A 21980-nucleotide genomic window follows, 5' to 3' on the forward strand; every position below is an offset into this window, starting at 1 on the left:
TTATGCGTTTTTCAAAAATGCCACATAGGCCTTCTTGGCCTCGTAAACATCTGCTTTGCTGGTTACTTCCCATGGAGCATGCATGCTGAGAACCGGTACACCGGAATCAATCACTTCCATACCGTACAGAGACATGATGTAGGCGATGGTTCCGCCGCCTCCGACATCAACTTTACCAAGCTCTGCTGTCTGCCAATTTACTTTTGCATCATCAAAGATAGCGCGAAGAGCTCCGACGTACTCTGCATTGGCATCGTTTGAGCCGCTCTTTCCGCCTGCTCCTGTAAATTTGTTAATTACGATACCTTTTCCGAAAAATGCAGCGTTTTTCTTCTCAAATGCTGCTGCATACAACGGATCAAACGCTGCACTTACATCGGAAGAAAGCATTCTGGAAGAAGCCAGACATCTCCGAAGTGCAAGCTCCGTTCCCTCACCTGCAAGTGCAAGCAGCTCTGCCATGGTGTTTTCGAAGAAATGAGACTGCATGCCGGTTGCTCCGACGCTTCCGATCTCCTCTTTGTCTACGAGCAGGCAGCAGGAGGTCTTCTCCGGTGCTTCTACTTCGAGCATTGCAACAAGAGAGGTGTATGCGCATACACGGTCATCCTGGCCGTATGCAAGGATCATGCTGGCATCCATACCAAGCTCGCGTGCTTTTCCGGCCGGTACGATCTCAAGCTCTGCTGAGAGGAAATCCTCTTCTTCGATGCCGTATTTGTCGTTTAAGAGTTTTAAGGTCATGGCTTTGACTGCCTCTTTCTCAGTTCCTTCGAGCGGCTGGCTTCCGATCAGAAGATCGAGGTTCTCGCCCTCTACTACCGTACTTGCCGGTTTGGTCTGCTGCTCTCTGGAAAGGTGAATCAGGAGATCTGTCACACAGAATACCGGATCGTTATCATCCTCGCCGATGACTACATCCACTACTTCGCCATCCTTCTTGGCTACAACACCGTGGATTGCAAGCGGAAGCGTTACCCACTGCCATTTTTTGATGCCACCGTAATAATGGGTATCAAGATATGTAAATCCGTTGTCCTCATACAGTGGATTCTGTTTTACGTCAAGACGCGGAGAATCGATGTGCGCACCGAGAATATTCATACCCTCTGTCAGAGGCTTTGTTCCGATCTGGAACAGGGCAATGGCCTTCTTCATGCATACAGCATAAACCTTGTCACCCGGTTTTAACGCACGATTTTCTTTTACATAGGTGTCGAGGCTTACGTATCCGGCCTCTTCTGCCTGACGTACACTTTCCTTTACACACTCGCGCTCCGTTTTTCCGTGATCCAGGAATGCGCGGTAGCCGGCGTTTAATTTTTCCAGCTTTTTCATATCTTTTTTCTTGTACTCATTCCATGCTGTTTTTCGTTCCATAGCTTTTCTCTCTTTCTGTTTTCTTTCTATGATCCGTTCGTATTTTTTTGCTCCGGTCATAATTGCGATCTCTTTCATTATAATCTGTTTTGATGGGAAAAACAAGGACTTTCGGCTGTTAGAAAAAAGCCCCACAGCGAACCGTTTTTTCGGTTGCAGCGGGGCTTTTAAGGGGAGGATAAGTATTTCCTTATTTTTCTTTTGTATCATCGAACAGGGGAATTTCGATGACACTGTTATTCTCCCCTGAATGTTCACTTTTATACATTTCTTGTAATTATTTTTTGATCAACAGCAGAAAAATCCTCTTCCGCCGCAGCAACAGCAATTGCAGATGGCATTGATTGCCATACATTCACAGCACCATTTTCCGAGATCACCTGCGCTTCTCTCATAGCCGTAACCGCTTCCCATGTCGGAATACCACTGGCCGCTGCCCTGGAGCTGGTTTAAAAGCTGCTGGTACTGCAGATTCTGCGGTTCTAATTTGACTGCCATCTCGGCATCCTGCACGGCATTGATGTTGTTGCCGAGGCGCGAATTTGCGATCGCATGCAGGAAATACCATTTTCCGCTGCGGTCGGAAATGTCGTTCAGCACGTTCATCGCCTCGCGGAAGTGGCCGCTGTTGATGTAGTTGGCTGCCGCCTGCAGCCGCATTTCCTGCTCGGAATTTCCATAATCATTCCGTGCGGAGCCGCCGTTTCCGTACGCGCCGCCGAATGGGTCGAAGCCGCCGAACGGGCCATAGCCGCCGTAAGCATCTCCGCCATACGACGAACCTCCGCTCTGGTACGAGGTGCCGTGCTCGCGTTCATCCATGATCTGTTTGTACGCCTGCTGCACCTGTTTGAATTTTTCTTCTGCTTCTGCTTTATTCGGATTATTGATATTGGCATCCGGGTGATACGTCCGGCTGAGTTTTCGGTATGCTTTTTTGATTTCATCGTCCGAAGCCCCGCGGGACACGCCCAGCACCTCATATGGATCTGTCATCAGTCTTTATTTCTCCTCTTTTTGGCGCTCTTTTGCGCTTTTTCGCATTTCGTATTTTTCCCAGATACCAGCATACAATATATTTCGCAGAATGTCTACATTTTCCAGGATCGGAAGTTTTTCAAATGCACGCGACGCTTCCGCCGTCATCATCAGCAGGATTTTTTCTGCGGTTTCCTCGAAGTCCGGCTGATCGGCGATGGACAGAAACGGGTTGTAGTTTCCGCTCTTTTTATCTTTTTCCACGTCATCAAGCGCATCCATCAGGTAAATGAATTTTCCGATGTAAAAGCCGACCTGGCGCAGATCATCGCTCCAGATGTCCTCCTCCGGTATATAGATCTCCGCCATCACCTCTCCGGTATAGCCCGCCGCAAGATCGAGGTCTGGATTGTTTTCCTTCTCGCATGCATGCAGCTTTTCGAGGTAATCCTGCACTGCTTTCGTCTGGCGCGGATACGATGCCTCGATGCGTGTCACAGATTTTTTCAAAGCCTTTGCCGCTGTAAACGCCGCGTAGTTTTTCTCGTCCTCCCAGTCATCCAGCAGATTGTAATAGGCGAGCAGCACGTTCATGTCTGCGCAGTATTTTGTGTATTTGTTCCGCAGGCATTTATGTTTTTTGCCGGGATGAAGAAAGCAGTAATGCTCCTCTTCTTTTGTCTCACACTCATAAAGCCCGGTCAGCAGGATGGAAAGAAATGTCATATCAAACGTCAGCATCGCCTGACCCTTTTTTCCATACGCCTCTTTGATATCCTGACACAGACCGCAGTAGTATGCCTGATATTTGTTGTAATCTTTGACTTTCAGGTCATCCTTTCGGATGGTCACATAACCAAACATGAATCGCACTGCTCCTTTTTATCAGGTGTTTTTGATGAATTTTGTTCCGCATTTCGGGCAGCGGATCTCGATGTGGCCTTTTCCTTTCGGCACACGCACCTGCTGATGGCAGGACGGGCAGCGGAAGTAGCAGTGCTCTTTATCCTTGAATGCACGGGTTCCGCCTCGGAAGAATCCGACGACGCGGTTTTTCAGTTCCAGGAATTTCTGGTTTTCCGCATACCGTTTGGAATGGTTCTTGGACATGATGCGCACATCCGCCCAGACGATCAGGACGAATGCCAGGGTGTAGATAAGGGAGCTCCGTACAACCGCTCCGAAAATCATCATGGCAACTGCCGCCCACATCATAAAATTGCCCAGCTGATCGATGCCGTAGCGGCCGTACATCAGGCGGGAAAGTTTTTCTTTCAGTTTATCCATTTTGTTCTCGTTTCTCCTTTTTCAAAGTATATGCCAATACTCTATCCCTTTTGAGGGAAAAAAGCAATCGAAAGCGCCATTAATTTTTTCTAAAAAATTCTTAAAACTTGCGGTGGATGTTTCTTTTCAACTGTGCTACACTTGGTTATGTTTCTTTATATTTTATTTTCAGTAAACGATCGGAGATTTTTATGAAACGACTCAAACAGATCGGCGCCCTTCTCGCCATCGCGGTCCTGATCGGATTCGGGCTTGGCGCCATGATTTTTGCGTTTATCGACACGCCGTTTGCACACAAGGCGCTGACAGTCTGCCTCTACTGTGCAATTACCGTACCAGTGCTCATCTATGCCATGATGCTGGTTGCCAAGGTTCTGTCGCACCGCGATGAGAACGACAAATCAGACAAAGGAGAAAAACAGTCATGATTGATACCATTATTTTTGATGTAGGCCGCGTACTCGTCAACTGGGACTACGAGTCCTATCTGAAACGCTTTGCTTTCGGTCCGGAAAAGACGAAAGCAATCGCCGCCGCAACCTTCGAAAGCCCTTACTGGCGCCAGTTCGACCGCGGAATTCTCGCGCCGGAGGAGATTGTAAAAGGATTCTGCTCCCTCGCCCCGGAATACACCGAAGAAATCAAAGAGGTTTTCGCCCACTGCGAGGAAACCATCACCCCGCTGCCGTATGCAGAAAGCTGGGTACGCTCCTTAAAAGAAAAAGGCTACCGCCTCTACATCCTCTCCAACTACTCCGGAGACCTCTTCGAGCGCACCAAAGAGAAAATGCCCTTCCTCCCCTACATGGACGGAACCCTCTTCTCCTACACCTGCCACCTGGTCAAACCGGAACCCGAGATCTATCAGTACCTGATCCGAAAATTCTCCCTCATACCGGATCACTGCGTATTTCTTGACGATACGAAAGAAAACATCGAAGCCGCCAAACGGGCAGGAATTCATGGAATTCATTTTACCGGCTATAAAGATGGCGTGGAGCAATTGAAAAAACTTGGCATTTAGTCAAAGCGGATATTTGCAATCTGCTTCGCTACTTGCTTGATTCGGTTAAAAAAGCCCTAGAGTTGCGATCTCCGGGGCTTTTGGTGTATCTATCACATATTTTATTTTTCTTACGCCTTCGCCGCCTCTTCCATCAGCCGCAGCATCAGCCCAACACTGCCGACATTGTATCCGGCATATGCGCGTCCGCCGATATTTCCCGGCAGAACAAGGATCAGAAGAGGAAGCTTTTCTGCATCAATTCCCATTTTTTCGGCGATGACCGGTGCATCGTCCGCCGGGTCAAGGTAGAGGGACATGTTGCGGATCGCCGCGCGGGCTTTCCGGAATGTTGCATTTTCCAAATCAGCCTTTGTGCGAAGCACGGCAGCCATAGCAGCGTCTTTTGCATTCCACCTTTCTGCGATCTCGATCAGTTCGTTCAGAACATGTTCTGTCGGCTCCTCGCCGGTTCCGAGAAATGCCAGCAGAATCGGACCGTCTTTTGTGAGATCATTCAACGTACAATCCGTTCCGTCCAGATCCTCCAGCCGAATTTTGGGCAGTTCGATGTGCTCTAACAGCTCATCCAGCTCTTTTTTCACGGTTTCCAGATAAATCTCTTTTGCTTCTCCCGCCTTCAGTTCAAACACGCGGTATGCGGCATGTTGGTCACCGTTCGGCATACGCATACTTGTAATCAGACGATAGCAGCCCGGCTCCAGGGTCAGATCCAGTGTTTTGCCATCGAATGCGATGTCTTCGTAATTCAGCGTCTCAAACACCGTTCCGTTCCACTTTCCGATGGTCCACGTCTGATAGTATTTCCATGCGCTTCCATCCTCCGCACGCAGTGTCAGAACCGCACTTTCCGTTTCCTCCTTCAAAACAGCTGCTTCTGTTTCCACACTGTGGAATTCCCCATCACGGTAATACTCCGGCTCCAGGGTCACCGGATTCAGTCTTGCCGCTACATTGAGACTCCGGCAGATTGCCACAAACAGAATCTTCTGCGCCAGCGGACTTCCCTGTTTCATCGTAAGGACGCCGACCGGCGTTGCCATGATTGTATCATACTCTTCTTCTGGATGGAAGGTAATATTCTTCTTAAGATAATCCAGGATCCGTTCCGGCTGCTCCGCAAAGCTGCGTTTTGTCTCTTCCTCAAAAAATCCGCGGATCATGCTCCGATATGGCGTCAGCTCCTCGAGGAAAATACGCGGGCAAAGAAGATCCTTCCTGAAAATCTCCTCTGGAAGATCCCCCTGCTCACAGTCGAGATGATCCTCTAAAACGGATGCCTTCAAGTCCTTCGCATCCTTTAATTCCAGCGAAAACAGCAGCTTCTTCCGGTTCGGATTTTCATCTTTGGAAAGGAATGTATAAACCTCCTCAAAATTCTCTCCTGCCCGGTGGAAAATCTCTTCCGCTTCCGGATACGCAGCAGCTTTTTTCTCATCAAAGCATGCTGCAAACCGTGCCTTCCGAAGCCGTTCCGCCTCTGCCATCCGTGCCGCATTGCGCTCCTTCTGCTCCTTTGTGGCAACGACATTCCGTACCGGCACCTCCTTCGGTGCCCGGATTTCCAGCGTCTGCCACGTATCATCCGCTGACGGAACCGCCTCTTCCTGCAGCACCAGTTCCAGCGAATCTTCCTCCTCTATCCTCATCATGGCTTCCGCCCGGCGTATTCCGTCAAATGCCCGTACCCGGATATCGCCAAGGCCAAGTGTCATCTGAACTTCTCCGTCCGCATCCGCAATCATCACTGCAGCCGGGAAAAACTCTGCCATATTCAGGATTTCAACCGCAATATGCGCTCCTGCAGCCGGTTTTCCATTCTCATCCTTCACAAGAATCTTCACCAGCTTCGTTCTGCCATAAAAATCTGTATGGTTAAAGTAGTACAGCGCTCCTTCTTTTCCAAGATACTCCTCGTTACTTTCCTTCACATAATCCGAAAAGTTCCGCGTATGAATCAGAATTGCCCGATTCGCCGGACCCGAGAACCAGCCGGTATCCAGCACTTCTTCCGGCTCACAGGCACCGAGAAAATGCCACTCGCCGTCCACAAACACCTCAACCCATGCATGATTGTCATCACAGTGCGCCCATCTTGGTGTATAGACCTGCCGCGCCGCAATACCGACACTCCGATACGCCGTAACTGCAAACGTTGACTCCTCGCCGCAGCGTCCCTTTCCGCTCCGATACATCGTCATCGGAGATGCCGTTCTGCTGTCCGTCGCCTCATACGTTGCATGCTCCGCACACCAGTAATTAATCTCCAGAATTGCCTCCCAAAGACTCATTCCGGCTACACGCCCCATAATCTGCTCGTAAAAAAACGGTCTGCAGTCCGTAATATCCTCGGAATTGATCCGGTCATACAGCACATAATTTACAAACACATCCTCCGGCAGTTCCTTACACCATGCCACCTTCTCCCGCAGCATCAGCGCATGCTTCACGTACGAAAGAAAAAGGTTAAATCCATATTCTCCCGCATCCCTTACCGGCATCGTACCATACAGAAACTTCATCAGCACAACCTCTTCTTCACTGCACTGTTTCAATTTTTCTTCGATAACAGGCATCACCGGAGCCAGAAGCTCTCTCCGTCCCTCAAATTTTTCCGTTGCATATTTTTTCAAATTTTCTGAGATCATGATTCTATCTATCCCTTTCTCTTTTTTCCTATCCGTCTCCACAACGTACATCCGCCCACCGGCGGCAGACGCCATGTGAAAAAGGATTCCTTGCGATTTTTCAGGAACACCGGAGCGAGGAGCCTTTTCACATACCGGCTGTGGGTCACTACGCTACATATTTTTCTTTATAAATGAAAGTAATTCTCCGCTGGGATCGCATTTATACTCCCAGAACATAATGCCCCCCATGCCCTTTTCTTTCAGGTACGCAATTTTCACCCCAAGTGACTCGCAGTCCTCATAGCTGATAAATGTTTCCCCGTCAAACAGATACGGAACCTTTGCCTGCTCATCCCAATACCGGATAAATCCCCTCTTTCCGATCCAGCTCTCTTTGAGCTCGCCATAGTCACCGCCATATCCTCCGACCGTCTCTGCTTCCATTCCAAGCCCGTTGCGGCATCCGGCGCCTTTTACTCCATCCCATTTTCTGGAATAAAACGGTACGCCAAGAATCAGCTTCTCCATTGGAACGCCTGCATTTACAAAACCGTTCACTGCCTTCTGCACACATGCATCAAACAAATTTCCCTCACTGTGATACAGCGCCGCATGATGTCCCGTCACCTTCTGGAAACCGCCCTGCAGATCATACGTCATCAGCTGCACATAATCCAGATACCGGGAGGCCTCCTTCATATCTGTCTGCAGTGCAAAGTAAACATCTCCGCCGACTGCTGTCGTTACAAGCATGCCTTCTCTGTACGCGTCCAGTGTCTTCCGAAGCTCCGCCAGAAGCAGCGTATAATTCTCTTTATCCGATCTGTCCGACGCAATTCCTGCCAGCGATGTGCCCGGATACTCCCAGTCAATGTCAATGCCGTCCAGACCATACTCCTTCACAATTGCAAGTGCACTCGCAGCAAACCGCTCTCTTCCCTCTTTTGTTCTTGCAGCCTGGGAAAAGCCGTCTGCTCCCCAGCCGCCTACGGACAATACAATCTTCAGCTCCGGGTTGCTTTTCCGAATGGATACTATTCCATCCCGTGCATCCTTTGCATCCCATACAACTTCTCCGTCCCGGATCAGACCAAATGCAATATTGATCACGGTAAGTGCCCGCACATCCTCTTCTCGCATATGATTTAAATCCGCCGTATTTACATAGCCAATTATTCTCTTCATCTCATAAGCTCCTCTGTCCGAATCGTTTTACTCATTAAATGTTACGACTTCCCCGTGTCCCAGATTGTAGGTGATCTCATCCTCAAGCTCCACCTTCACAACCGTTGCAAACGGATGAATGCTCATCTCTCCGGCCCAGATCCAGAGCGTTCCCGGAATGCCGCTCCATGGAAGTGAACCTGTGTAGGAGAACCGGAGCTCCTCTCCCGTATGCAGAACCGTCACCCTTTTTACCGGTGTTTTAATGCCTTTCACACACAGTGTCTCCTGCGGCTTATCATAGACGAAAAGATACATCGTCTTCTTATCCGCCGAAATCGTGCTTCCGCCGAGGAAATGATTGTAATCCAGTCCTTTTTCTGTTCCAAATACCGCTTCCTTATGGTCATGAATCCATCCGCCCAGATCCAGAAGAACTTTCTCCTGGCGTTCATCCAGCGTTCCGTCCTCCTTCGGTCCGATATCCAGCAGCATTCTTCCTCCAAGGGTGATACAGTCGCAGAACATGCGCACAATCTGACCGCTGCTCTTGTAATCATTGTCCGATGGACGATATCCCCAGGAATCGTTGATTGTCGTACAGAATTCCCACTCGCCTTTCGGTCCGTACAGCGGAATTCCCTGCTCCGGTGTCTCATAATCTCCATAGCCCTGCATTCTCGAATTCAATACAACGTTCGGATTCAGGGTATGCAGATATTCCCTGAATTCCGGCATCTTCCACTGTGCCGCGCTCCGTTCCCAGTCACCATCAAACCATAAAAGATCCACCGTTCCGTAATTTGACATCAGTTCTTTTAACTGATGATTGTTGAATTCCAGAAACTCCTGCCATTTCTCCGGCTCCTCCTCTTTTCCGGCCGGGGAACCATAGATATCGTTCAGACAGTCTTCTTTTTTCATTCCTTCCGGGTAAACCGTGCGGTACCGCGGATCCGACCAGTCGATCAGCGAATAATAAAGGCCGACCTTCAGACCTGCCTCACGCATGGCAGCTGTATACTCTTTTACAAGGTCGCGCGCTGCCGGTGTTTTCTTCACAACACTTAAATCACTGTATCCGGTATCAAACAGTGCCACGCCGTCATGGTGCTTCGCTGTCATAACCACGTACTGCGCACCTGCTTTTTGAAACAGCTCCGCCCATTTTTTCGCATCAAACTTCGATGCTGTAAAGCCTTCACACTGTTTCATGTAATCTTCATAAGAAATATTTCCGTTGTGGAACGACCATGACTCTGACACATCACCCACCGCATAAATCCCATAATGGATAAAAATGCCCAGCTTCGCGTTCCGAAACCAGTCCTGCATCATCTCTTCCAGCTCCTCCTTTTTTTGTACTCCCGGATTAAAAGACTCCGGGCATAGCTTTTTTATCCGATCTAATTACCCCTTTATTGTTTCTTCCCATTATATCAGTTCTTGCCCAAAAAGAAAGGCATATTACCGTTTTACACTGTAATATGCCTTTTTTCACGCCACAGGAAATATCGTTACCTTTTCCTGTTTATTTCGCGATTTCCTCGATACCCTGAGTTGCTACCCAGTCCTCAAGTCCCAGAGAGTACATACCATCTACATAAGCCTGCCAGTCAGCATCGTTGTCAATGTCAAGCTCGCCGCATACGAACTGCGCCTGCTGCTGCTCAAAGAAATCTTTGATTGCTGTGTTCGTATCAGAGAAGGTATCAATTTTATCCAAGTCAATCCAGTAGGACGGAATAATTTCTTTGGTCAGATTTGCCTCATAAGCTTCCTCTGTTGCTTTTTTCTCATCATACATCGGATGCTCTTCTACAAACTCGAAGTCTACCGGCAGATATTTCGGCAGAGACTGCGGCCACAGATTGCCCCAGGAATATTTTTCCTGATCTTCCTCAGACAGTGTGGTGGTGTCAATCGCATGGTATCCGTCATCCTCTTTGTTTACAATCACACCAACCGGTCCTCTGTTGCAGCCGATGCCGTTCTCCAGTGCGAATGCATTGTCAAACCAGCGGCAGATGATTTCCGGATGCTCTGCCTTGTTTGTGATGACAGCCTGGGTTCTGTATACGCTGAAGCCTTCCGTATCGCGCAGCCAGATTCCGTCTTTGTCTGTGTTCAGAACAGGCATGGAGTCGAAATCGCCTCTTTCCTCTGCAGCCGGGATTCCGGTAAACTCGTTGCTTCCGTATGCGATGGAAACGCCGTACAGGTCCTGATTTCCTTTACCTTCCCATGTGGAGCTGTCCTGTGTGTAAAGCTCTACGTCTACGAGTCCTTCTGCATACAGTTTGTGGAACCAGGAAAGGAACTCACGGTATGTATCGCTGACACCGCCGTAAACAACCTTTTCATTCTGGATTGCAATACCAAGTTTGTTCATCGGAAGTCCGAAGTAACCGGCCATAGCCTCGATATGTTTGTTGTTCGGGTCGGTAGAGAACGGGATTTCATCGGAAGCGTCACCGTTGCCGTTTGCATCCTGCTCTTTGAAGGCTTTCAAGACTGCCTCAAACTCGTCTGTAGTGGTCGGCATGCTCATGCCAACATTCTCCAGCCATTTCGTATTGATGTATGGGCTGTATCCAACGGTTGTATCGGTACATACGTACGGAATTGTGTAGATGTGTCCGTCCGGTGCTGTCATTTTTTCTCTTACACCCGGCAGATCCAGGATCGCAGAAATGTTCGGGCAATATTTCTCAAAATAATCTTCCAGCGGAATGAATACGCCCTGGTTTACACCATAGGTGAGGATTGCATTATCGCTTAAGGTCCATCCGCCGATCACATCCGCGTAATCTCCGGAGTTCAGATCCAGATTCAGTCTCTCCGTTGCTGTTTCGTATGGATAAATTTTCAGGTCAACGTCTACATTGGTCTGTTTTTTGAACTCATCGAGCATGATAAACTCGCCGGATTCGCTGGAATCATCGCAGAAGATGGAGAAGGTGTAATCTCCCTCGTCTACCAGCGGAAGACCTTCCTGATACATAATGCCGTTTACTTTTCCGTCCTCATCCACGGTGTCGTTTGCTGCGGATGCTGCGGATGCTGCAGAAGCACTCTTTGCCGAGCTGCTTCCATTATCACTTCCACATCCGGTAAACATAGATGCCACCATTACTGCAGTTAAAACTGCTGCGACTGCTTTTCTTTTCATGATTTTTCCCTCCTGTGTTGTTCCGGCGGCATTTTCCCGCCGGAAGCGCTTTTGCCTGTCCGTTGTCCGGACTCTTTATTTACATACCGCCGTTTCCCGTGCGGCAGATAAATCGTTAAAAAAACTTCTTCTTGTAAATCAACCCTTCATGGATCCGATCATAACACCCTTTACAAAGTGCTTCTGCACCAGTGGGTACATAACCAGAACCGGGATACTGCTGATGATGATCAGCGAGTATTTCATAACGTCGATCAGCTGCTGTTTTTCCTGCAGTGCTGCTCTTGCTGCCGCAGTTGTTGCTGTCTGGGACAGCGCGGTCTGGTTCGTGATCAGGATGTTACGCAGAACCAGCTGCAACGGATACTTTGCTTTGTCCGAAATATAAACGAGTGCTGAGAAGTATGAGTTCCAGTGACCGACACCATAGTACAGAACCAGAATTGCGATGATCGCTTTGGAAAGCGGAAGTGCAATCTGGAAAAAGAATCTCGCCTGGGTGCAGCCGTCAATTTCAGCTGCCTCATACAGCTCTTCCGAAATGTTCGACTTGAAGAAGGTTCTTGCCACGATCATGTTGTATACGCTTAAGCATCCCGGAAGAATCAGTGCCCAGATCGTGTTCAGCATCTGCAGTCTCTGAATAACCAGATAGGTAGGGATCAGACCGCCGCCGAAGAACATGGTGATCAGGTAAAAAATGGTGATCGGTTTCTTTCCGGAGAAATTGCTTCTGGAAAGTGCATATGATGTCGGAAGCGTTACGATCAGGTTGACCATGACACCGCAGAAGGTGATGATCAGGGAGTTTAAAAAGCCTCTCATAACCTGGTCGTTTTTAAATACTTCTGCGTAGCCCTTCAGGGTAAATCCGATCGGGTGAAGCAGTACTTTACCACTCGATACGGCGCTTGGCGCACTGATGGATGAAATGATAACCCAGTACAGCGGATATGCCACAACAAACAGAACCAGCGTCAGGATAATGAAGCAGGCTGCGTCAAAAACGACGTCCTCTTTGCAGCGTTTTATTTTCTTTTTTGTCACTGCGGTATTTTCTTTACTCATGTTTTTGTTTCCTCCTACCACAGGCTGTTGCCCGAAAGTTTATCAGATATCGTATTGACAATGATCAGCATAACCATGTTTACGATGGTGTTGAACAGACCGATTGCTGAAGAATACGACATATCGTTGTTGATCAGACCGACCTTATAGACGTAGGTGGAAATGATCTCGGATACACTGGCATTCAGGTTGTTCTGCAGAAGGAAGGCTTTTTCGAAGCCGACGGAAAGAATGCTTCCGCAGTTCATAATCAGAAGAATGGTCGCGGTCGGCATGATCAGCGGAAGGTCGATGTGACGGATCAGCTGTAATTTCGTTGCGCCGTCTACCTTTGCCGCCTCATGCAGCTCCGGGCTGATGCCGGCGAGTGCTGCGAAGTAAATAACAGAGCTCCATCCTGTACTCTGCCATACGCCGGTCCACACATAAATGTGTCTCCAGTAGGCTTTTTTCGCCATGAAGTTGACCGCCGGAATTCCGATTGCTTCCAGTACGTGGTTGATAACACCGACGGACGGAGACAGGAACAGAATGATCATACCACACATAACTACGGTGGAAATGAAGTTCGGCGCGTAGGTGACGGTCTGGATCACTTTCCGGTATCTCTTATGGCGGAAGGAGTTCAGCATCAGTGCCAGGATGATCGGAATCGGGAATGATACAACCAGTCCGTACAGACTCAGGATCAATGTGTTCTTGATGGTGGAAGCAAAGTATGGAGAGTTGAAGAATCTCTCAAAGTAGTACATGCCTACCCACGGGCTCTTTGTGATTCCGGCTGTCGCATTAAAGCGGCGGAACGCGATCTGTACACCATACATCGGAATGTAGCTGAAGATGAATGTCAGGATTACGCCCGGAACACAGAAAAGCCAAAGCGAGATGTCTCTCTTAAAGGCGCGGATGGTGCGGCCTTTTTTCTTTGCTTTTGTTGGTTTCTCTTTCATTTCTCTCTTGTCCTCCCTTTTAAAGGTTTCGTGTTTTCCTTGATTGGAGCATCCCTTGTCGTGAACATTTTGAACATTTTGCTTTCGCATCATCCTCGCATGCTGCTTCTTTTTTGTACAACTGCCACAATCAAATCTGTTATTTAAGATTTATCCAACACTGTTTTGTTGAATTTATTTTACCTTTTGTTACCTTATTTGTCAACCATTAATTGAACATATATACCAGTTTGTTACTTTTACGCAATTTAAGCAGGCGTTTTTTAGGCACTTTTCCTATATTTCGACGCGTTTTTCGGTTTTTCTGTCCCTTGCGGCCGTGATCCATGTTATCTTTTTTCGTATTTTCGTCCATTTCAAAGAAACAAAAAGGGAGAAAATACGTCGTTTTGTTTCGCAACATATTTTCTCCCTTTGTTCAGTTTTATTACTTTTTATATTATCTTCCGTCAAGCCTTACATTTCAGTTACATTTCCGCTCCACCATTTCTCTGCTCCATCCTCGAGCATCAGCTCATAGTCATGGCAGATCACTTCCGGTTTTCCCGGAATCTGGACAAAGTTCATCTCCTCTTTGGAAAGCTGGAACGAAACTTCTTTTTTCTCACCCGGTGCAAGAGAAATTCTGGTAAAAGCTTTCAGCTCTTTGATTCTCGCTACCACACCGCCGGAACGTTTCCGCACATACAGACACGGAACGGAGGTTCCTGCCATGGCACCGGTGTTCTCTACGGTAAACGAAACGGCAGCACCGTTTTCTTCTTTGTTCACGGAAACATCGCTGCACGCAAACGTCGTGTAGGATTTTCCCTCACCGAACGTATGCAGCGGCTGGCTCGTCATATCGCAGTATGCCGGAACGACGGAGGTACGGTAATTGTAGCACACCGGAATCTGACCGGCGTGGCGCGGCATGGATACCGGGAGACGGCCGGACGGATTCGTGGTTCCGTAGAGCATCTCTGCAACGGCCTTGCCGCCCATCGGACCCGGATAAAACGCATACAGAAGGGCATTCGAAGCATTTTCGATATCCTCGATGCAGTATGCTCTTCCTGCGATCACAACGGTTACCATCGGCTTGCCAAGGCGGGCAAGCTCTGCAACCAGTTCTTCCTGTGCTGCCGGGATGTGAACCTTTGCGGTGTCCATTCCCTCGCCGCAGTCCATCGAACGGCTGCCGGTTCCCTTGGATGCTGCACCGTTTGCATCGAACACAGCTCCGCCGAAACGGGAAGAAGAACCGCCGACAACAGCTACGATCACATCGCTCTTTGCTGCAAGTGCCAGTGCTTTTGCTTTCTCGTCCTCGTCAGCCTCTGAAAATTCACTTCCCATTGCATAGGAAACTTCCACGCCCTCCGGTGCTTCCTGTTTCATGCCCTGAAGGACGGTGACGCACTCGCTTTCCGGAACCGGCGGGGTGTAGTCGCCGAGCATGCAATAACGGTCTGCTGCGTGATAGCCGATCACAGCTACTTTTTTGTACTTCTTAGCAAGCGGCAGCACACTCTCCTCGTTTTTCAGAAGAACAGCGGACTCCCGTGCCAGGGAAAGAGATACTTCCGGGATCCCGGCTTCTTCCGGGGTGAGCATGTTTTCTTCCATATAAGGATGTTCAAACAGACCCTTTTCAAATTTCAGCTTCAGAACTTTGAGAACAGACTCGTCGATCTCGCTCTCATCGAGAAGTCCCTGCTCTACGGCCTCGCCGAGACGGCTGAACGCTTCATCCCAGAGGCTCACATCCACACCGGCTTTTCTCGCTGCAACGCCTGCATGCAGAGTATCACCCTCGGTATTCTTAAGGAAATCTACAGCCAAACCATCTGCCATCACAATGCCGTCAAAGCCCATTTCACCGCGCAGAACATCGCGGAGCAGCCATGCGTTTCTGTGGCAGTACACGCCGTCGATCTCGTTGTATGCCGCCATGATGCCTTCCACGCCTGCTTCACAGCACGCTTTTGCCGATGGAAAATGGATTTCCCGCAGCTCCCGCTCGCCGATTCTTGCAGCACTCGCGTTCACACCTCCGGTTGTCTCGCCCTGTGCGCAGAAGTGTTTTGCCACACTGCCGACACCGGTGGACTGCATACCGGTGACTGCCGCTTTTGCCATGGATGCGGCAAGGCACGGGTCTTCAGAGTAGCACTCCTCACTTCTTCCCCATCTCGGGTCGCGCGCCATATCGAGCGCCGACATCAGCGCCAGATCCACATGACCGCTCTTTAACTGTTTTCCGCATGCCTTGTAGCCTTCGGAAAGAAGTTCCGGGTCGAATGTTGCGCCTGCTGCCAGGTTGACCGGAAGCAGACCGCCGCCGAGCGCCTGATGGCCGTGCGGGCACTCGGTGCTCATCATCATCGGGATGCCGAGGCGGGAATGATCGATCACATATTTCTGTACTATATTATAGGCTTTTGCGGAAAGTTCCAGCACAATGCCGGTCTTCTCATCTTTATCTGCCCACGGATCGGCACGGTACAGGCCGTACAGGACGCCAAGCCCTCCCATGCGCTCTACTTCCTCTTTAAATTCCTCTGTCAGTGTAAACTCCTCACCCTGTCTCTCGTAAATCCGGAATCCGTACAGACGCTGATTTAACTGTCCTACTTTTTCCTGCAGCGTCATTTTTCCGAGCAGGTCTTTTGCGCGCTCTTCCGGGGAAAGGGCCGCATTCTGATATGCTTCCATTGTTTTTGTTTCCTCCTTGTCCTTCTCCTTATTTCAAGTGGCTTTATTGTACCGCATTCTTTTCATTTTGTCCACAGTAAGTTATCTTTCGTTCATTTTTGTTCATTTTAATGTTGAATTTTATTACTTCTGGTGTTATGATACCTTTTGTCGACACGTTTTCCGCGTGTTTTCTAAAAAAGCTTAACAGTAAATATTTGAAAGGGAGATTTTTACTATGAGTACAAACATCACAATTCCGGTTCCGGCAGTCCCGTTCGCACCGCCGGTTTACACCTGCCACCGCGCAAAAAAGCCGTTCGAGTTAGACGGAAACATCAACAAACCATTCTGGGAAGATGCCCCGTATACCGACGAATTTCTCGATATCGAAGGAAGCCACATGCCGCTTCCGCGCTTTGTCACCCGTGCAAAAATGCTCTGGGATGACGAGAACCTTTACGTAGCAGCCGTGCTTGACGGCGATGAAATCTGGGGACACCAGACCGAGCGCGACTCCGTCATTTTCCTCGACAACGATTTTGAAATCTTCGTTGACCCGGATTCTGATACGTACCATTACTATGAGTTCGAAATGAACGTTCTGAACACGGTATGGGATCTGTTTCTTTCCGAGCCATACCGTGACGGCGGAAGCGGCCTCAATGGCTACGACATGCACGGTCTGCGCACCGCTGTTCATGTAGATGGCTCCATCAACGATCCATCCGCAGAAAACAAGTGCTGGAGCGTTGAGGTTGTCATTCCGTTCGCTGCTCTCTATGAGTATCAGAAAGAACGCCGCGCACCGAAAAACGGAGAATTCTACCGTATGAACTTCTCCCGTGTTCAGTGGAAAGTGGACATCAAGGACAACACTTATGTAAAACGTACCAATGAAGCCGGAAACGTTCTCCCGGAGGACAACTGGGTATGGGCTCCGACCGGTGTCATCAACATTCATTACCCGGAACTCTGGTCTTTCGTTTTCTTCTCTGACGACCGCGACGACGCACCGTGTGACATCACGATTCCGGAGGACGAATACCGCAAATGGGAACTCCGCAAGCTGTATTACGCAGAAAACATTCTGTTTGAGACAACCGGTTCCTACAGCGACAGTCTTACCGTCTTACAGGAGACCCTTGCCGCTTACGCTCCAAATGACTTCAACAAAACCGTCAAAGCTCTTGACTACACCATTGAGACCACAAGCCACTCTTACCTGATCACCTGCCCGAGTGCCGACGGAGCACATTTACTCCTTCTGTCTTCCAATGGAAAGGTTGAAAAAGTTACACGTTAAGTGTATAATATGTGTTAGCACTCAAAATTTGTAACAGGATCGGTTTAAACTATGAAAAAAGTAACGTTACAGGAAATCGCGAACTCCCTGGGCATCTCCCGGACTACGGTCTGGAAGGTGTTCAGCGGACACGAAGGCGTCTCCGATTCCCTGCGCACCAAGGTCATCGCCAAAGCCCAGGAACTCGGCTATGCCATCCCGGAGGATTTTCAGTATCCGCAGAGCGCAGAGGAGACCACGCCGGTCAACATTGCAGTTGCCGTCTGCAGACCGGAAACCTCACTTTTCTGGATGACCATCATCCACCAAATTGCAAAAGTATTTTCGACACACAATGTCAATCTCGTTTACACGTATCTTCCGACTTCGGCGGATAAAACGTATTTTCTCCCGCCGACTCTTACAAACGGAAATGTTCACGGCATCATCGTTCTGAATGTGTACAACGAGCGTCTTCTGCGCCTGCTCGCAGAGACACAGATTCCGAAAGTGTTCCTGGACACTTCCTCTCTTGTTGCCCCGGATGAGCTGAACGGCGACCTGCTTCTCATGGAGAGCCGCACCAGTGTCCGCCGCATCACCTGCCATCTGCTCGAGCAGGGACGCACCCTTCCGGGCTTCATCGGTGATATCAGCTACGCACAGTCCAACCGCGAACGATATGAAGGTTTCTGCCAGGCTCTGGCGGATGCCGGTAAAAAGGTGGATTCTTCTCTCTGCCTGACGACACCGCTCGGCATCGATACGTACCGTGAAGAAATCGATACCTTCCTTTCTTCCCTGTCCCGCATGCCGGACGCTTTCGTCTGCGCCAGCGACTACGTTGCCTGCATTCTGATGCAGCTTCTCGAAAAACGGGGCTTACGCGTACCGGAGGACGTTGCAGTATCCGGCTTCGACAACAATACAGAGGATCTTCTGGCAGAACATCTGACGACCGTTCAGGTCTTCAACGAAGAACTCGGCGCACGTCTGGCACTCCAGATTCTGTACCGGATCAAATATCCGAACACGCCGCATGAAATTACGTATCTCGGCACCAACGTGCTGTACCGCGATTCCACCGGTGACTGATTTTATTTTTCATCTGTTTTCAAAAAAGACACCGTCTTCCCTTCCGGGACACGGTGTCTTTTTCTGTTGCTCGGCATATCAACAATTGGTCCAGTGGACCAATTGTGATTTCTATATTTTATTTCTGTTTTCTTACTTCGCGGTGCGGATGCGGATCGTACGGATCTCATACGGCTTGATCGTAAGCTCAATCTCGTTCTCCTTCACACCAAGCGCGCCCTCGATCGGGTTCTCGAGAAGGTCGGTCTCCTCAGCGGATGCAATTGCCTCTGCGCAGTGCAGGGTCACTTTCGTTCTTGCATTCTCCACCTCGTACAGACGAACGATTACGCCGTCGCCGTCCTCTGCCTTCTTCACAGTCTCAAGCACTACGTCGCGTTTGTCTACAGACAGGAATTCCATGCGGTCTTTCTCTGCTGCACCTGCAACTGCTTTTGCCGGTACGTTCAGGTTCAGAGCTTCCTGCTCGGTGCCTGCCTCACGCCATGTTCCTGCGTGCGGATACAGAGAGTAAGTAAAGAAATGCTCTTCCTGGTCTGCGGTCAGGTTCGGCTCAGTTCCGGATTTGATCAGAGTCTGCGTCATCACACGGTTCTTCATGGAATAGCCGTACTTGCAGTCGTTCATCAGGCTGACGCCGTAGCTTCCCTCTGAGATATCAGCCCATTTGTGGCCGCATACTTCGAATCTTGCCTGATCCCAGCTTGTGTTGGTGTGCAGTTTTCTTGTCACATTACCGAACTGGATATCGAAAGTTGCCTCGTCGCTGTGAACGTCTACCGGGAAGTGAACTTTCAGTACATGCTCGGCGAACTTCCAGTCAACGTAGGTTTCGAAGTCGATTCTGCGGTCTTTTGCATAGAAATGGATCTGCTGGCGGATGACGGTGTCCATCACTTCGCGCTCAATTTCCAGTGTTGCGCGGACCGGACCGTTTTCTGTCCACTCCATGCGGCGTACACCCTCCACCTTCCAGGATTTCTCGGTATGGAAGATATCCAGGTTCCATGCGCTGTACTGCAGAGGTTTGTCCTCATAGATACGCAGCTCGTTGCCGGTTGTTCCGCTCTGAAGCACTTCGCGGTCATTCTCTTTATCAAACAAGGAAGTGAATTCACCGTTTGCATCGATCTGGATCGTGTAGAACGGAGTCTCAAGGGTATAGCCCTCTCCAGCTTCTGTTACAGCAAATGGCGTTTCCGCAGCGGCTCCGCTCGTCGGGCGCAGAACCTGATATCCTTTGGACGGCAGGTTTTCTGCATAGACAATGGCTCCGTCTTTCGTCTGCTGTACCGGATATACGGTGGTTCCGTCGGTCATGGCTTCTGCCGCGGTCTCACCGAGTACAACAACGTCGTTTCTTCTGTGGCCGAGAGTGTTCCATACGGTCACGCTCTCGTCTTTTGTTCCGCAGAGTGCTTCCATGCGCTCGCCGATCAGTTTTGCTGATGTCTCCGCAATCTCTGCATATTCTTTCTTCGTCTGCTCATATACCTCATGGATCGAGGAGCCCGGCAGAATATCGTGGAACTGGTTGGTCAGGATCATCTCCCACATGCGGTTCAGTTCTTCGGTCGGGTATGCTTTTCCGGCGTTTTCGGCCAGAACGGACAGAAGCTCTAATTCCATCATCGCGTACTCGCTCTTACGGTTGCCGCGTTTGTTGCGTGCCATCGAGGTGTATGTTCCGCGGTGGAACTCAAAATACAGTTCGCCGATCCAGGTTGGGAGGCGTTTGCTGTCTTTTACCTTCTCATGCAGCTCGTCGAAATACGTTCTCGCAAATGCCTGGCGTACTTTCGGCACACCTTTGATGCCTTTTTCCATACGTTTGGATGTCTCCAGCATTCTTCTGGTCGGGCCGCCGCCGCCGTCTCCGTAGCCGTAGCTGATCAGGATATCGTTGTTGATGTCCTTGTTCTGGTAGCGGTCCCATCCGCCCATGATGGCATCCGGGTGCAGCATTCCGTTGTATGTGGTAAAGAAGCTCGTCTCCGGCTGTCCGACGCCGAGCGTTGTGATCATATGAGTGAATACTTCACTTCCGTCGATGCCTTCCCAGTTCATCGTATCGTACGGCACTTTGTTGAACTCGTTCCATGCCAGTTTGGTCGTCATGAAGTAGTCAATTCCGCATTTTTTCAGAATCTGCGGCATCGCTGCGCTGTATCCGAAGACATCCGGCAGCCACAGGATCTTGTTGTCCACGCCAAACTCTTCTTTGAAAAAGCGTTTTCCGAACAGGAACTGGCGCACGAGGGACTCTCCTGAAGTCAGGTTGCAGTCTGCCTCAACCCACATGCCGCCTTCCGGCTCCCAGCGTCCTTCTTTGACTCTCTGGCGGATTTTCTCGTACACTTCCGGGTGTCTTTCTTTGACAAAGCTGTAGAGCTTCGGCTGGCTCGACATGAAGTGATAGTTCGGATACTCCTCCATCAGTTTTAATACCGTTGCAAAGCTTCGGCAGGATTTCTGACGAACCTGGTCGATCGTCCACAGCCATGCCACATCAATGTGGGTGTGGCCGATGCACGTTGCCACAACTTCGTCCCAGCCGCCCATTTTTTCATAGATCTCTTCCTGGATGCATTTTTCTGCCTCTTCGATGGAAGCGTAGAACTCTTTACTGTATGGCTTGCGCAGGTCCAGCAGATTGATCGTGTTGGTCAGTGCGGTTTCGAGATCCAGACGCGTTTTATTATCCTCGTCCATACGGTTCAGGCCCTGCATCGGAACGATGAGGTCGTAATAGATCTCCTCGATTTTCGCATCATGCTCCTCAAGGTCTGCCAGCAGACGGAACTCGCTGTGCAGCGTTCCGGTGTAGGACTGCAGGTCAAACTGGATTTTTTCACCGGCCTTTGCATTTTCTCTTACAAGTACTTCGCGGTGGTTGATATCCATACCCTGGATCACTTCGCCGTTTGCAAACAGCAGGAACTGCGGGTTTCTTCCGTCATCCCATTCGTCCAGTCCTGCATGGACTCTCATCCAGAGATTTTTTCCATCGAAACTCTCCGGAATGGTGATGGTGGTGCGGAACCAGTAATGTTTGTCCGGTCCGTACCAGCGGTCATTGACCGTATCAAACGATGTCCACGGCTCTTTTGATGCATCGGCCTCTGCCGGTGTGATATAGCATCCATTTTTCACCTGCATATCGGTGATTTTAATTTTCTGTGAAATCGAAAGTCTTGCCAGTTCCTGGCAGATTACGTTCACACGCTCTTTTACAAATTTCATAGTGCCTCCTTATGCTGTCCATGGGGTC

The 21980-nt window shown here is 49.6% G+C and carries 16 protein-coding genes; 4 read left to right on the top strand and 12 right to left on the bottom strand.

Translation table 11 applies throughout. The features are described from left to right. The 4 genes from DW915_RS12625 to DW915_RS12640 form a co-directional block, all read right to left on the bottom strand. A complete protein-coding gene (locus DW915_RS12625) occupies positions 1–1380 on the bottom strand; it encodes an aminopeptidase (RefSeq protein ID WP_118742239.1) in 1380 nt (459 codons plus the stop codon). Positions 1381–1668: 288 nt separating this feature from the next. Then, positions 1669–2376 (bottom strand): DnaJ domain-containing protein, encoded by a 708-nt coding sequence (locus DW915_RS12630; RefSeq protein ID WP_055221390.1) that lies wholly within the window; start codon positions 2374–2376, stop codon positions 1669–1671. A 6-nt stretch (positions 2377–2382) separates the two neighbouring features. Beyond that, the gene (locus DW915_RS12635) at positions 2383–3222 is read right to left on the bottom strand and encodes a DUF5685 family protein (RefSeq protein ID WP_055228501.1); all 840 of its coding nucleotides are present in this window, start codon (positions 3220–3222) and stop codon (positions 2383–2385) included. A 21-nt stretch (positions 3223–3243) separates the two neighbouring features. Next, entirely contained in the window at positions 3244–3645 is a 402-nt protein-coding gene (locus tag DW915_RS12640; protein WP_117762193.1) for a hypothetical protein, read from the bottom strand. A 191-nt stretch (positions 3646–3836) separates the two neighbouring features. Between DW915_RS12640 and DW915_RS12645 the strand changes: the two genes are divergently transcribed. Beyond that, on the top strand, positions 3837–4073 hold the full coding sequence (locus DW915_RS12645; protein WP_022463181.1) for a hypothetical protein: 237 nt from the start codon (positions 3837–3839) through the stop codon (positions 4071–4073). After that, positions 4070–4669, top strand: coding sequence for an HAD family hydrolase (locus tag DW915_RS12650; protein ID WP_117762194.1), 600 nt, complete (start codon positions 4070–4072; stop codon positions 4667–4669). The genes DW915_RS12645 and DW915_RS12650 overlap by 4 nt, the downstream gene beginning before the upstream one ends. Positions 4670–4779: 110 nt before the next feature. On the opposite strand, the gene DW915_RS12655 is transcribed toward DW915_RS12650, so the two are convergent. From DW915_RS12655 to DW915_RS12690, 7 genes are all read right to left on the bottom strand, one after another. Further along, complete coding sequence (locus tag DW915_RS12655; RefSeq protein ID WP_117762197.1) at positions 4780–7317, bottom strand: transglutaminase domain-containing protein; 2538 nt, start codon at positions 7315–7317, stop codon at positions 4780–4782. A gap of 153 nt (positions 7318–7470) precedes the next feature. Next, positions 7471–8484: a glycoside hydrolase family 18 protein gene (locus DW915_RS12660; RefSeq protein WP_117510263.1), complete on the bottom strand. Its 1014-nt coding sequence runs from the start codon at positions 8482–8484 to the stop codon at positions 7471–7473. A 27-nt stretch (positions 8485–8511) separates the two neighbouring features. Beyond that, entirely contained in the window at positions 8512–9864 is a 1353-nt protein-coding gene (locus DW915_RS12665) for an alpha-L-fucosidase (RefSeq protein ID WP_330376962.1), read from the bottom strand. Between the two features lie 130 nt (positions 9865–9994). Further along, positions 9995–11635, bottom strand: coding sequence for an extracellular solute-binding protein (locus tag DW915_RS12670; RefSeq protein ID WP_055264780.1), 1641 nt, complete (start codon positions 11633–11635; stop codon positions 9995–9997). A 138-nt stretch (positions 11636–11773) separates the two neighbouring features. Further along, a complete protein-coding gene (locus tag DW915_RS12675; RefSeq protein WP_022463175.1) occupies positions 11774–12703 on the bottom strand; it encodes a carbohydrate ABC transporter permease in 930 nt (309 codons plus the stop codon). Between the two features lie 14 nt (positions 12704–12717). Next, positions 12718–13653, bottom strand: a complete 936-nt coding sequence (locus tag DW915_RS12680; protein ID WP_022463174.1) for an ABC transporter permease — start codon at positions 13651–13653, stop codon at positions 12718–12720. A 456-nt stretch (positions 13654–14109) separates the two neighbouring features. Further along, positions 14110–16350, bottom strand: coding sequence for a glycoside hydrolase family 3 N-terminal domain-containing protein (locus DW915_RS12690; protein ID WP_022463172.1), 2241 nt, complete (start codon positions 16348–16350; stop codon positions 14110–14112). A 217-nt stretch (positions 16351–16567) separates the two neighbouring features. On the opposite strand from DW915_RS12690, the gene DW915_RS12695 reads away from it, so the two are divergent. Together DW915_RS12695 and DW915_RS12700 are read left to right on the top strand one after the other, a co-directional pair. After that, positions 16568–17635, top strand: a complete 1068-nt coding sequence (locus DW915_RS12695; protein ID WP_022463171.1) for a carbohydrate-binding family 9-like protein — start codon at positions 16568–16570, stop codon at positions 17633–17635. A 51-nt stretch (positions 17636–17686) separates the two neighbouring features. Further along, complete coding sequence (locus DW915_RS12700; protein WP_022463170.1) at positions 17687–18709, top strand: LacI family DNA-binding transcriptional regulator; 1023 nt, start codon at positions 17687–17689, stop codon at positions 18707–18709. Positions 18710–18841: 132 nt separating this feature from the next. On the opposite strand, the gene DW915_RS12705 is transcribed toward DW915_RS12700, so the two are convergent. Beyond that, positions 18842–21952 (bottom strand): alpha-mannosidase, encoded by a 3111-nt coding sequence (locus DW915_RS12705; protein WP_118742233.1) that lies wholly within the window; start codon positions 21950–21952, stop codon positions 18842–18844. Positions 21953–21980: the final 28 nt, after the last annotated feature.

The organism is Blautia sp. AM42-2 (assembly GCF_003480245.1).
Lineage (GTDB): Bacteria > Bacillota > Clostridia > Lachnospirales > Lachnospiraceae > Fusicatenibacter > Fusicatenibacter saccharivorans.

Coding starts and splice junctions, on each gene's coding strand:
- DW915_RS12625 (WP_118742239.1), bottom strand. CDS start 1,380: ATGGAACGAAAAACAGCATGGAATGAGTACAAGAAAAAAGATATGAAA.
- DW915_RS12630 (WP_055221390.1), bottom strand. CDS start 2,376: ATGACAGATCCATATGAGGTGCTGGGCGTGTCCCGCGGGGCTTCGGAC.
- DW915_RS12635 (WP_055228501.1), bottom strand. CDS start 3,222: ATGTTTGGTTATGTGACCATCCGAAAGGATGACCTGAAAGTCAAAGAT.
- DW915_RS12640 (WP_117762193.1), bottom strand. CDS start 3,645: ATGGATAAACTGAAAGAAAAACTTTCCCGCCTGATGTACGGCCGCTAC.
- DW915_RS12645 (WP_022463181.1), top strand. CDS start 3,837: ATGAAACGACTCAAACAGATCGGCGCCCTTCTCGCCATCGCGGTCCTG.
- DW915_RS12650 (WP_117762194.1), top strand. CDS start 4,070: ATGATTGATACCATTATTTTTGATGTAGGCCGCGTACTCGTCAACTGG.
- DW915_RS12655 (WP_117762197.1), bottom strand. CDS start 7,317: ATGATCTCAGAAAATTTGAAAAAATATGCAACGGAAAAATTTGAGGGA.
- DW915_RS12660 (WP_117510263.1), bottom strand. CDS start 8,484: ATGAAGAGAATAATTGGCTATGTAAATACGGCGGATTTAAATCATATG.
- DW915_RS12670 (WP_055264780.1), bottom strand. CDS start 11,635: ATGAAAAGAAAAGCAGTCGCAGCAGTTTTAACTGCAGTAATGGTGGCA.
- DW915_RS12675 (WP_022463175.1), bottom strand. CDS start 12,703: ATGAGTAAAGAAAATACCGCAGTGACAAAAAAGAAAATAAAACGCTGC.
- DW915_RS12680 (WP_022463174.1), bottom strand. CDS start 13,653: ATGAAAGAGAAACCAACAAAAGCAAAGAAAAAAGGCCGCACCATCCGC.
- DW915_RS12690 (WP_022463172.1), bottom strand. CDS start 16,350: ATGGAAGCATATCAGAATGCGGCCCTTTCCCCGGAAGAGCGCGCAAAA.
- DW915_RS12695 (WP_022463171.1), top strand. CDS start 16,568: ATGAGTACAAACATCACAATTCCGGTTCCGGCAGTCCCGTTCGCACCG.
- DW915_RS12700 (WP_022463170.1), top strand. CDS start 17,687: ATGAAAAAAGTAACGTTACAGGAAATCGCGAACTCCCTGGGCATCTCC.
- DW915_RS12705 (WP_118742233.1), bottom strand. CDS start 21,952: ATGAAATTTGTAAAAGAGCGTGTGAACGTAATCTGCCAGGAACTGGCA.